This is a genomic window from Mycobacterium paraintracellulare, from assembly GCF_000276825.1.
Taxonomy (GTDB): domain Bacteria; phylum Actinomycetota; class Actinomycetes; order Mycobacteriales; family Mycobacteriaceae; genus Mycobacterium; species Mycobacterium intracellulare.
Window position 1 is genome coordinate 1,308,039 of record NC_016948.1, and the last position, 12,027, is coordinate 1,320,065.

At 67.9% G+C, this 12,027-nt stretch carries 6 protein-coding genes; 1 reads left to right on the forward strand and 5 read right to left on the reverse strand.

All coding sequences use genetic code 11. The annotated features are described in order from the left end of the window. Positions 1-4: 4 nt before the first annotated feature. From OCQ_RS06355 to OCQ_RS06365, 3 genes are all read right to left on the reverse strand, one after another. On the reverse strand, positions 5-832 hold the full coding sequence (locus OCQ_RS06355; RefSeq protein ID WP_008254671.1) for an SDR family NAD(P)-dependent oxidoreductase: 828 nt from the start codon (positions 830-832) through the stop codon (positions 5-7). A gap of 81 nt (positions 833-913) precedes the next feature. Beyond that, a complete protein-coding gene (locus tag OCQ_RS06360; RefSeq protein ID WP_014384067.1) occupies positions 914-4,666 on the reverse strand; it encodes a multifunctional oxoglutarate decarboxylase/oxoglutarate dehydrogenase thiamine pyrophosphate-binding subunit/dihydrolipoyllysine-residue succinyltransferase subunit in 3,753 nt (1,250 codons plus the stop codon). 182 nt (positions 4,667-4,848) lie between these two features. Continuing rightward, the gene (locus OCQ_RS06365; protein ID WP_029385054.1) at positions 4,849-5,628 is read right to left on the reverse strand and encodes a hypothetical protein; all 780 of its coding nucleotides are present in this window, start codon (positions 5,626-5,628) and stop codon (positions 4,849-4,851) included. A 273-nt stretch (positions 5,629-5,901) separates the two neighbouring features. Here OCQ_RS06365 and OCQ_RS06370 point away from each other — a divergent pair, with 273 nt between their 5' ends. Beyond that, positions 5,902-7,902, forward strand: a complete 2,001-nt coding sequence (locus OCQ_RS06370; RefSeq protein WP_014384068.1) for an MFS transporter — start codon at positions 5,902-5,904, stop codon at positions 7,900-7,902. A 5-nt stretch (positions 7,903-7,907) separates the two neighbouring features. Here the strand turns inward: OCQ_RS06370 and OCQ_RS06375 are convergent, their stop codons facing one another. Together OCQ_RS06375 and OCQ_RS06380 are read right to left on the reverse strand one after the other, a co-directional pair. Then, complete coding sequence (locus tag OCQ_RS06375; protein ID WP_014384069.1) at positions 7,908-11,321, reverse strand: TM0106 family RecB-like putative nuclease; 3,414 nt, start codon at positions 11,319-11,321, stop codon at positions 7,908-7,910. A 60-nt stretch (positions 11,322-11,381) separates the two neighbouring features. Next, a complete protein-coding gene (locus tag OCQ_RS06380) occupies positions 11,382-11,984 on the reverse strand; it encodes an LppP/LprE family lipoprotein (RefSeq protein ID WP_036390547.1) in 603 nt (200 codons plus the stop codon). Positions 11,985-12,027 lie beyond the last annotated feature (43 nt).

Genomic DNA, 12,027 nt, shown 5'->3' on the forward strand with positions numbered 1-12,027 from the left:
TCGATCACTGCTTGGGCAGCAGCCGGCCCATGACGGGGCCGAACAGCTGCTGATACCCCGAACCCGTCAGGCGCACCAAGATGTCCAACACCTTGGCGTCCGCGCCGACGAGCACCCGCGCCTTCTTCTTGCGCACCGCGTCGAGGATGATCTGGGCCGCGCGCTGCGGGGTGGTCTTGGCCAGCCGCTTGTCGAACAACTTGGCCAGCTCGGCCTGATCGAGGCCCTCGGCGGTGGTGGCGTTGCGGGCGATCGCGGTCTTGATGCCGCCCGGGTGCACCGTGGTCACCGCCACCGGGTGGCCGGCGGCCACCATCTCCTGGCGCAGCGCCTCGGTGAAGCCGCGGACGGCGAACTTGGCCGAGTTGTAGGCCGCCTGCCCCGGCACCGAGAAGAGCCCGAACACGCTGGAGACGTTGATGACGTGCCCGTCGCCGGAGGCGATCAGGTGCGGGAGGAACGCCTTGGTGCCGTTGACCACGCCCCAGAAGTCGACGTCCATCACGCGTTCGATGTCCTTGAACTGGCTGACTTCGACGTCGCCGGTGAAGGCGATCCCGGCGTTGTTGTAGATCTGGTTGACCGTGCCGAAGTGCTCTTTGACCGCGTCGGCGTAGGCCAGGAACGCTTCGCGTTCGGTCACGTCGAGGCGATCCGCCTTGACCTGGGCGCCGATCGCCTTCAGCTGCTCCTCGGTCTGGGCCAGCCCTTCGAGGTCGACGTCGCTGATGGCCAGCTTGGCCCCCGAGCGCCCCAACTCGACGGCCAGCGCCTGCCCGATACCCGAACCCGCGCCCGTCACCACCGCGACCTTGCCGGCGAATCCTTGCATGAGCACCCTTCCTAGTCGGCCCGTTTGCGTCGAGGCTAGCCGGTACCGGCGGTCCCACTTTCTTCGGGTGTGAACGGCGAATCAGCCGAAGGCCGTGTCGATGATCTCCTGCTGCTCGACGGCGTGCACCTTCGACGAGCCCGACGACGGGGCCGACATCGCCCGGCGGGAAATCCGCTTGAGCCCGGTCAGCTTGTCGGGCAGCAGCTCGGGCAATTCCAGGCCGAAGCGCGGCCACGCGCCCTGGTTGGCCGGCTCTTCCTGAACCCAGAAGTACTCCTGGACGCTCGGGTAGCGGTCCAGCGTTTCGCCCAGCCGGCGCTTCGGCAGCGGGGCGAGCTGCTCGATCCGCACGATCGCCACGTCGTCCCGGTTGTCCTTGGCCTTGCGGGCCACCAACTCGTAGTAGAGCTTGCCGCTGGTCAGCAGGACCCTGCTGACCTTGCTGCGATCGCCGATGCCGTCCTCGTAGGTCGGCTCTTCGAGCACCGAGCGGAACTTGATCTCGGTGAAGTCCTTGACGTCGCTGACCACCGCCTTGTTGCGCAGCATCGACTTGGGCGTGAACACGATCAGCGGGCGCTGCACCCCGTCGAGGGCGTGCCGGCGCAACAAGTGGAAATAGTTGGACGGCGTGGAGGGCATCGCGATCGTCATCGAACCCTCTGCCCACAGCTGCAGGAAGCGCTCGATGCGGCCGGAGGTGTGGTCGGGGCCCTGGCCTTCGTGGCCGTGCGGCAGCAGCAGCACCACGTTGGACAGCTGGCCCCACTTGGCCTCGCCGGAGCTGATGAACTCGTCGATGATCGACTGCGCGCCGTTGACGAAGTCCCCGAATTGGGCTTCCCACAGGACGAGCGCGTCCGGGTTGCCCACGGTGTAGCCGTACTCGAAGCCGACGGCCGCGTATTCCGACAGCGGGGAGTCGTAGACCAGGAACTTGCCGCCGGTGGGGGTGCCGTCGGGGTTGGTCGCCAGCAGCTGCAGCGGCGTGAACTCCTCGCCGGTGTTGCGGTCGATGATCACCGAGTGGCGCTGCGAGAAGGTGCCGCGCCGGGTGTCTTGCCCCGATAGGCGCACCAGCTTGCCCTCGGCCACCAGCGAGCCGAGCGCCAGCAGTTCGGCGAAGGCCCAGTCGATCTTGCCCTCGTAGGCCATCTCCCGGCGCTTCTCCAGGACCGGCTGCACCCGCGGGTGCGCCGTGAAGCCCTCGGGTAGCGCCAGGAACGCGTCACCGATGCGGGCCAGCAACGCCTTGTCCACCGCGGTGGACAGGCCCGCGGGCAGCATCTGGTCGGCCTCCACCGATTCGCTGGGCAGCGCGCCGTGCTTCTCCAGCTCGCGGACCTCGTTGAACACCCGCTCGAGCTGGCCCTGGTAGTCGCGCAGGGCGTCCTCGGCTTCCTTCATCGAGATGTCGCCGCGGCCGATCAGGGCCTCGGTGTAGCTCTTCCGGACCCCGCGCTTGATGTCGACGACGTCGTACATGGCGGGGTTGGTCATCGACGGGTCATCGCCTTCGTTGTGCCCGCGCTTGCGGTAGCACAGCATGTCGATGACGACGTCCTTCTTGAACTCCTGCCGGAAGTCGACTGCCAGCTTGGCCACCCACGCGCACGCCTCCGGGTCGTCGCCGTTGACGTGGAAGATCGGCGCCCCGATCATCTTCGCGACGTCGGTGCAGTACTCGCTGGACCGTGAGTACTCCGGCGCGGTGGTGAAGCCAATCTGGTTGTTGGCGATGATGTGGATGGTGCCGCCGACGCGGTAACCGGGCAGGTGGGTCAGGTTGAGGGTCTCGGCGACCACGCCCTGACCGGCGAACGCCGCGTCGCCGTGCAGCATCATCGGCACCACCGAGAAGGCCTTGTCGTCCCCCTGGTCCTCGGCGCGCCGGTCCAGCAGGTCCTGCTTGGCGCGCACCAGGCCCTCCAGCACCGGGTCGACGGCTTCCAGGTGCGACGGGTTGGCGGTCAGCGACACCTGAATGTCGTTGTCGCCGAACATCTGTAGGTAAACGCCGGTGGCGCCCAGGTGGTATTTGACGTCGCCGGAGCCGTGCGCCTGCGCGGGGTTGAGGTTGCCCTCGAACTCCGAAAAGATCTGCGAGTACGGCTTGCCGACGATGTTGGCCAGCACGTTGAGCCGGCCACGGTGCGGCATCCCGATGACCACCTCGTCGAGCCCGTGCTCGGCGCACTGGTCGATCGCCGCGTCCATCATCGGAATGATGCTTTCCGCCCCCTCGAGTGAAAACCGTTTCTGCCCAACGTATTTGGTCTGCAGGAAGGTCTCGAAGGCCTCGGCCGCGTTCAGTTTGCTCAGGATGAACTTCTGCTCGGCCACCGTCGGTTTGACGTGCTTGGTCTCGACGCGCTGTTGCAGCCACTCCTGCTGCTCGGGATCGAGGATGTGGGTGTACTCCACGCCGATGTGCCGGCAGTAGGCATCGCGCAGCAGGCCCAGCACATCGCGCAGCTTCTTGTACTCGGAACCGGCGAAGCCGTTGACTTTGAACACCCGATCGAGATCCCACAGCGTCAGGCCGTGGTTGAGGATCTCGAGGTCGGGGTGGCTGCGGAACCGGCTGCCGTCCAAGCGCAGTGGGTCGATGTCGGCCATCAGGTGGCCGCGATTGCGGTAGGCCGCAATCAATTCCATAACCCGGGCGGTCTTGTCGACGATCGAGTCCGGGTTGTCGGTGCTCCAGCGCACCGGCAGATACGGGTTGCCCAGCTCGCGGAAGATCTCGTCCCAGAACGCATCCGAGAGCAGCATCTCGTGGATCGTGCGCAAGAAGTCGCCGGATTCCGCGCCCTGGATGATGCGGTGGTCATAGGTCGAGGTCAGCGTGATCAGCTTGCCGATCCCCAGCTCGGCGATGCGTTCCTCGCTGGCGCCCTGGAACTCGGCGGGGTACTCCATGGCGCCGACGCCGATGATGGCGCCCTGGCCGTTCATCAGCCGCGGCACCGAGTGCACGGTGCCGATGGTGCCCGGGTTGGTCAGCGAAATCGTCACGCCGGCAAAGTCTTCGGCGGTCAGCTTGCCGTCGCGGGCCCGCCGCACGATGTCTTCGTAGGCGGTGACGAACTGCGCGAACCGCATGGTCTCGCAGCCCTTGATGCCGGCCACCACCAAGGAACGCTTGCCGTCCTTGCCCTGCAGGTCGATCGCCAGGCCCAGGTTGGTGTGCGCCGGGGTGACGGCGGTGGGTTTGCCGTCGACCTCGGCGTAGTGCCGATTCATGTTCGGGAACTTCTTGATCGCCTGCACCAGCGCGTACCCGAGCAGGTGGGTGAACGAGATCTTGCCGCCGCGCGTGCGCTTGAGTTGGTTGTTGATGACGATCCGGTTGTCGATCAGCAGCTTGGCGGGAACGGCGCGCACGCTGGTCGCCGTCGGCACCTCCAGCGACGCCGACATGTTCTTGACGACGGCCGCCGCGGCGCCGCGCAGCGTCTGCAACTCGTCGCCTTCGGCCGGCGGGGGGGCGGCGGCCTTCGCCGGCGCGGGGCGCGCCGGGACCCCGTTGCCGGCGGCCGTGCTGGCGGGGGGCGCCGTGCTGGCGGGGGGCGCGGGCTTGGGGCTTTCGGGGGCCGCCGCGGCCGGCTTGGCGGGGGCCGCTGCGGCCGGCTTGGCGGGGGCCACGGCCGGCCGGCCATCGCCGCTGGTCGGGGTGGCCGTCGCCGCCTCGCCCGTCGGCTCGGGGTTGTAGTCGACGAGGAACTCGTGCCAGCTCGGATCCACCGACGAGGGGTCATCGCGGAACTTGCGGTACATCTCCTCGACCAGCCATTCGTTTTGACCGAATGGTGAACTTATGTTGCTCACGACCGCAGTTCGCCTCAATCCCTTTGTCCTACAGGGCCACCGCAGCTATCGCGCGGTGCCTGCACCCTCGTCTGCCCGGCGGGCCGAGCACCTCATATCCATGGCGGTACCCATTGCTGCCGCCCTATAAAGGCTAACCTCTCGCCACCAATCTGCCAGGCGGACCGGGGCCTCGGGGCGGGTCAGCCGGCTTCGTGGATCGGGGGCACCAGATGCAGCGCGCGGGGCCAGCGCCCGGGTGGGGGGCCGAACGCCCGGTTGGCGTTGCGGACCATCTTCTTGCCGGCGAGGTAGTTGCCGACCGCTCCCACCACGACCCCGATCCCGACCGGCAGCAGTTTGCCGAACAACAGGGCGCCCCGCCGCACCGTGTACTTCCTGACCCACGACTTGAGCAGCCGCGAGTTCAGTCCCGACATCGACGACAGCGGAAGCGCGGCCAGGCTCTCGGAGATCCAGCCGCCGTTGGTGCGCCGCGGACCGATCAACTGCGTGACGGCTTGCTCGCTGTTGTCACCGACAAGCACCGCCAGCACCAGGGCGCGGCGCCGTTCCCGGTGATCGGCCGGAATGTCGTGGACCACCGCGACCGCCAACACGAAGAACGCGGTGGCCTCGAGGAACGTCACCGTTTCCGCCGCCGCCGCGGACAGGGCACTCAACGTGCCGATTCCGGGGACGGTCGCCGCGGCTCCCACCGCAACACCGCCGGCCGTCACCATGGCCACGTAGCGCTTCTGCAGCTTGGCCAGGATCTCGGCCGGGCTGGCATCGGGATCGGCGTTGCGCAGCCGGGTCACATAGGCCTCGGCGGCGGGGCCCTGTATCCGCGAGCTGCGCTCGATGACCTGCGCCAACGCCCGCGCGGACATCTTGGGTCGACCGTTCTTGCCGGTCGGCGCCTCTCCCGCGTTGGCCATGGTGAATAACCGCTTCGGCGACCTGTTCCGTCGGGCCCGCATAGTGTCTCTCCTGCAAATGGGGTTCTTTCAGGCTAACGTGCCCGCGCCAAATCCTGACGCCGTTATCGACGCCCACCGGATCCGTGGCTGCCGGCCCTCTTGCGCCGCCGGGAATAATGCAGGCTGGATGTCTGCGACGGCCGTGCCGCCGGCCGGTCGTCGTGGTGAACGGTTCGCCGCGCGCGCGGTCGATGACCTGGGAGTTCAGGCCGATCGACCGGACGGGCCGATGCGGCGTAACGGCATCGTCGGGAGCGAAACGAGGTGGGGTGGATGACCACGGCTACGCCCCGCACGCCCGGGGGAGCGCGGCGCGCGAGATCCGGGCCGGCGCGGTCCGCCCACCGCTGGGATTTCTTCACCCAGAGCTCGCCGCAGTCGCAGAACCCCTGGAACCCGCTGTGGGCGATGATGATCGGCTTTTTCATGATCATGGTCGACTCGACCATCGTCGCCATTGCCAACCCGACCATCATGGCCAGCTTGCGCATCGGCTACGACACCGTGGTCTGGGTGACCAGCGCCTACCTGCTGGGCTATGCGGTCGTGTTGCTGGTGGCCGGGCGCCTGGGTGACCGGTTCGGTCCCAAGAATCTCTACCTTTTCGGCCTGGTGGTGTTCACCATCTCCTCGGTGTGGTGCGGGTTGGCCGGCAGCGCCACCATGCTGATCGCGGCCCGCGTCGTGCAGGGCGTCGGCGCCGGGCTGCTCACTCCGCAGACCTTGTCGACCATCACCCGAATCTTCCCGGCGCAGCGGCGTGGCGTCGCGGTCAGCCTGTGGGGCGCCACCGCCGGCGTCGCCAGCTTGGTCGGCCCGCTGGCCGGCGGGGTGCTGGTCGACGGCCTGGGGTGGCAGTGGATCTTCTTCGTCAACGTCCCCATCGGTGTCATCGGGCTGGGATTGGCTTATTGGCTGATTCCGGTGCTGCCCACCCAGTCGCACCGCTTCGACCTGATCGGGGTCGCGCTGTCCGGCATCGGCATCTTCCTGATCGTGTTCGGACTGCAACAGGGGCAGGCCGAACATTGGCAACCGTGGATTTGGGCGCTGATCGTCGCGGGCGTCGGATTCATGACGGCCTTCGCGTTCTGGCAGTCGCTGAACGCGCACGAGCCGCTGATTCCGTTGGTGATCTTCAGTGACCGCGATTTCAGCGTGTGCAACGTCGGGGTCGCCGTCATCTCCTTCGCCGCGACGGCAATGATGTTGCCGCTCACGTTCTACGCGCAGGCCGTGTGCGGGCTCTCGCCGACGCGCTCGGCTCTGCTGATCGCGCCCATGGCGATCGCCAACGGCGTTTTCGCCCCGTTCGTCGGCAAGATCGTCGACAAATACCATCCGCTGCCGGTGCTCGGTTTCGGGTTCTCGGTGCTGGCGATTGCGCTGACGTGGCTGACCTTCGAGATGTCGCCGACGACGCCGATTTGGCGGCTGGTGTTGCCGTTCTTTGCGACGGGTGTGGGGATGGCGTGCGTGTGGTCACCGCTGACCGCCACCGCGACGCGGAATTTGCCGCCGGAGCTGGCGGGCGCGGGTTCCGCGGTATACAACTCCGTGCGCCAGTTGGGCGCGGTGCTGGGCAGCGCCGGCATGGCCGCGTTCATGACCTGGCGGATTACTGTCGAGATGCCGCGGCAGCCGTCCGGCGGGGCCACCGACGAGGGTGCCTTGGCGTTGCAGCTGCCCGAATTCCTGCGCGAACCGTTCTCGGCCGCGATGTCGCAATCGGTGCTGTTGCCCGCATTCATCGCATTGTTCGGGATCATCGCCGCACTGTTCCTGGTCGGCTCTGCGCCGTGGACCGACAACGGTAGGGGCGGCGACGATCTGCTCGGGCCCGACGATGACGTCGTCGACGACGACTATGACGACGACGAGTACGTCGAATTGGTGCTGGTGCGCGAACCCGACGCCGGGCAGTCGAGCCAACCCGCGCCGCCGCGGCTCGATCCCCCGCAGCCACGGCGTAGCGAAGTGCCGCCTCGGGCCGATTCGTGGCACAACGCATTCGATGAACCAAAGGTCCAACCAATTGGCTATGCCCACAACGGTTCTCGTGTGGACAGCGGCAAACGCCTTCGCCAGGTGGCGGTGCGGCGCCCGCCCAAATCGATGCCACCGGGTGATCGGCTCACCCGGCCGCCGCGTCGCCACCACAATGGATCGGCGGGCCACTATTTCACCGAAGGCGAATCGCTGCGAGGTCAACACCACCGTCCCGATCCGGACGACGACCCCACCGGGTCGGGCCGGCACTCCTCGAGCGGTTAGCCGGTCTACCGCAGATCGGGTTGGGTCAGCGCCAGGAAGGCGCCCAGGTCGATCAGGCCCGCTGGTGTGGCGGGCAAGTATTCCGTCAGTGACGACGAGCGCACGATCACGGCTGCGTACTGAGCCCGGCTGACCGCGACGTTGAGCCGATTCCTGTTGAGTAGAAACGAGATTCCGCGTGGCACCACATCCATGGACGACACCGTCATCGAGATGAACACCACCGGCGCCTGTCCGCCCTGGAACTTGTCGACCGTCCCCACCCGGACCCCGCCGAGCGCCGCCGCGGTCAGGCGGCGGCGCAGCAGCGCCACCTGGGCGTTGTAAGGCGCCAGCACCAGCACGTCGGCGGCGGTCAAGGCTCGGGTGCCATGCTCGTCGGTCCACGCCGCGCCGAGCAGCTGTCCGATCGCGGCGACGATGGCGGCCGCCTCCTCGGGGCTCTCGGTCGAGTTCCCTTGGTGCTCTACCGAAAGTAGCTGCACGCCAGGTGAATACCCATCGAGGCGGCGGGCGGCCGTGCAGTCGTCGGACTGCAGCCTGTTCTCATAAGAGAGCGCCGAAACCGCGGCGCAGACGGCCGGATGCATTCGGTAGGAGCGGTCCAAGAAGTAACCACGTTCCTCGGGCAGGGTGCGCTGACCGTCGACCAGCCAATCCAGCGCCGAGGTGTCCACCGGCTCTGGATGGGTGCCCTGGCTGACTTGCGGCAACTGTTGCGGATCCCCGAGCAGCAGCAGGTTGTCAGCTGCCGGGGCCACCGCGATGGTGTTGGCCAGACAGAATTGGCCCGCTTCGTCGATCACCAGCAGGTCAAGGCTTTTCGGCGGTATCCGATTGGCGTTGGCGAAATCCCATGCGGTGCCGCCGATCACACATCCCGGTGTGTCAGCCAGGAAGGCGGCGTACGCGCCGCCATCGATCTCCCGCCAGCGCGGGGACTGGCGGTCGTAGCGCTTCTTTGCGATGCGCTGCGGATCCAGACCGGCGTCGATCACACAGTCCAACAGGTTCTCCACGGTGGCGTGCGATTGCGCGACAACACCGACGCGCCAGCCGTGTCGGGTAACCAGGTCGTGGATGACCCGGGCGGCGGTGTGCGTCTTGCCGGTTCCGGGCGGCCCATGAACCGCCAGGTACGACGAGTTCAGATCGAGTAGCGCGGCGGTGATGTCGGCGACGGTGTCACCGCCGTGCGGGAGGGGATCAGCGCTGCGCGTCCGGGGCGCTCGGCGCAGCAGCACGTCGACCACGGCGCTGTGCGGCAGCTGCGGCAATCCGGCGGCCACCGTGGTGGCGGTCGCCTCGATCGATTCCCGCAGGGCGGTGGTGGGGATGGGCGGGCCGGGAGTCAGCGCAAAAGGCAATTGGTCAAAGGTGTTGCCGTCACTGCCAACTCGTTCAACGACCACCACCTCGGTGGGCACCGCCGGATCGTCGGCCTCGATGACCGAGGCGCGTCCGGCCGCCCGCCGGTCCGGGTTGTCGGTCATGCCCGGCGGCGCCGGCGGGTTGTAGAGCGCGAATACGTCGCTTTTCAGGTCGCCACGCGCGAGTTCGCCGCGTAGCTGCAGCCGCCGCTGGGGTTTGCGCGCGCGGGGAGGTGTGTGCCAGTCGACGCTGACGGACGCGCGCTCAGCGACGAACACGTCGGTGTTATCCGCCCATTCGTCGACCGGGAAGTTCAACCGGTCGAAATGCGCCCACCAGAAGGGCTTGTCCTCGCGACGGTGGTAGCCGCGCGCGGCGGCCACCAGCGCCACCGCCGTCTGCTCCGGGGTGCGCTCGTCGATGCCGGCGGCCCCGGTGAACGCCGCCAGGGTCACCGCCAGTTCGTCGCGGTCCTCGACGGTGTTGCCGTCGCCGACGGGCTGGGCGCCGATCGGTACGACACCGGATTCGTAGGCGCGCAACATCAGCCAGTTACGCAGTTCCTGTGTCGACCGGCAGTCGTAGTGGTTGTAGTCCTCGATCTCCTTGAGCACGGAGGCGGCCTCGTCGCCGCGGCCCTCCGCGCGCAGTTCGCAATAGCGCGCGTAGGAGGTGATCGAACCGGTCGCCGTGGTCACGTCGCCCGCGCGCAGTTGTGACCCCATGTAGAGCGGTTCGAGCGCCTTGAGGCTGAATGACTCCGCGCCGACGCGAATGCTCCTGCGCACCAACGGATAAAGGTCGACCAGCGTGCCGCTGCGCAGCAGTTCGTCGACCTCGTCCTCGCCGACGCCGTAGCGCCCGGCGAGCCGCAGCAACGCGGTCTTCTCGTAGGGTGCGTAGTGGTAGATGTGCATGTTGGGGCGGCGCCTGCGCCGCTTGGCCACCATCGCCAAGAAATCGGTCAGCGCCTTGCGTTCGTCTGCCCGGTTGTGCGCCCACAGCGGGCGAAACCTGCCCGTAGGCCCGGCCTCCAAGACGCCGAACAGGTATTCCAGGCCCCACTCGCGGCCGTCGGCGGTCCACAGCGGGTCGCCTTCGAAGTCGAAGAACAAATCACCGGGGTCCGGCTCGGGGAGCAGCGCCAGTGGCTGCGCGTCGATGACCTGGACCTGCGGAACGCCCGTATCGCGTTGGCGCACTTGCAGTTTCGCCTGGGTGGTCAAGGCGGTGACGACACCCGCGGCCAGCTCGGGAACCGGCCCGCTGTGGGCGGCAAGTTCGGTGACGGTGGTGATGCCGGCCTTGAACAGCTTGTCCCGCTGGCTTACCCGCAGACCGGCGACCAACAGCACGTCGTCGGCGGCGCGCAGCTGCTCGATGCACGACGGGCAATGAAAACAGGCGGCCACGCTTTCGTCGTCCCATCGCACCGCGGCGCCGCTCGCATGGTGGTCGTCGAGCAGCCGCTGCAGCCGCACCCGCTGCAATCGGTAGACCGGGACCAGGTCGCTGACGCGGTGCCGCACGGCCGTTCCGTCGCCGAGCCGCAGTTCGGCCTCGGGCGCGACGGGCACACCCGAGGCCGCCAGCACGTCGGCGTAGGCGGCCAGTTGCAACAGCGCGGTCACCTTTTCGGAGCGGGCCAGCTTGGTGTCGACGACCCGATACTGCTCGCCGTCGCGGACCAGAAAGTCGGCGAATCCGAGGAAGCGGCCGTCGAACATCGCGGCCTGATACACCGCGGGGGCGTGGTCGGCGACGGCGCGCAGCGTCGCGTCGGTGGCCGCCGCCAGCCCCGCGGGTGTGTAGGCCGGGCGGCCGATGACCGCGACGGCATCGCCGAATCGCTCGCGCAATCGGGCGAGCTCGCGCCGCTCATGCTCGTCGCCGAGGGTGGCTGTCCGCGTGAGCAGTTCGTCCTCGATCGCGGTCGCCGGCCCGCGGCCGAGTTTGGCGTCGAAATCCCGCAGCAGCGCGAATTCGCAGCGGGCGGCGGCGGCAAGGTCCGACGCGCTGTAAACGATGCTGTCGCCGGTCACGAACACTGGAGCCACTGTAGGACAGGGCTCCGACACGATGGTCGCGCCGGGCGGGCGTGCCCGGGATCAGTGCGCGGGCGTATTGCCGATCAGTTCGACGGCGTTGCCGTTCCAATGAAACTTCACGTGGGTGTTGAGGCCCTGGATCCCGCCCGGATAGGTCAGCGCCACCGTGTCGCCCGTGGTTTGCGCCGGGTCGATGCCGTTGAAGCCGTAGGTGTCGGGGACGCCCTGCGGGATGAATTGACCGAGGTGGAACAGCACCGCGCGGGTGGTGGGGCTGACCGCATTGGTGTTGGCCTTGATGATCACCGCCGACAGCTGCGCGCACTGGTTGTAGTTGCCGGCCAGCGGCTCGGGATTCCACGGCTGCTGGCTGCGCGGGTCGCGTGGCAGTTCGGACACCACCTTCGCGATGGTGGGCGAGGCGAGGTTGACCGCACATGGATCGGCCGGTGGCGCGTTGCCCGGCTGGGCGGCCGGCAATGGCGTGGCCGGGGCCGTGATCGACGGGGTCTCAGAAGTCCTTGCCTGCGGTGTCTTTGCGACTGTGGAATCTCCTGAACCGCAGCCGGTCAAAGTGGCGGCGATCAATGCAACAGCGGCCGAGCAGGTCAGTGGCTCGGTACGACACGGTAGCGACCACACATCGACGCACCGTACCGTCATCGGCGCCGCGGGTGTGGCAGGCGTGGCCGAGGCCCGCTCGGCT

Coding starts and splice junctions, on each gene's coding strand:
- OCQ_RS06355 (WP_008254671.1), bottom strand. CDS start 832: ATGCAAGGATTCGCCGGCAAGGTCGCGGTGGTGACGGGCGCGGGTTCG.
- OCQ_RS06365 (WP_029385054.1), bottom strand. CDS start 5,628: ATGCGGGCCCGACGGAACAGGTCGCCGAAGCGGTTATTCACCATGGCC.
- OCQ_RS06370 (WP_014384068.1), top strand. CDS start 5,902: ATGACCACGGCTACGCCCCGCACGCCCGGGGGAGCGCGGCGCGCGAGA.
- OCQ_RS06380 (WP_036390547.1), bottom strand. CDS start 11,984: ATGACGGTACGGTGCGTCGATGTGTGGTCGCTACCGTGTCGTACCGAG.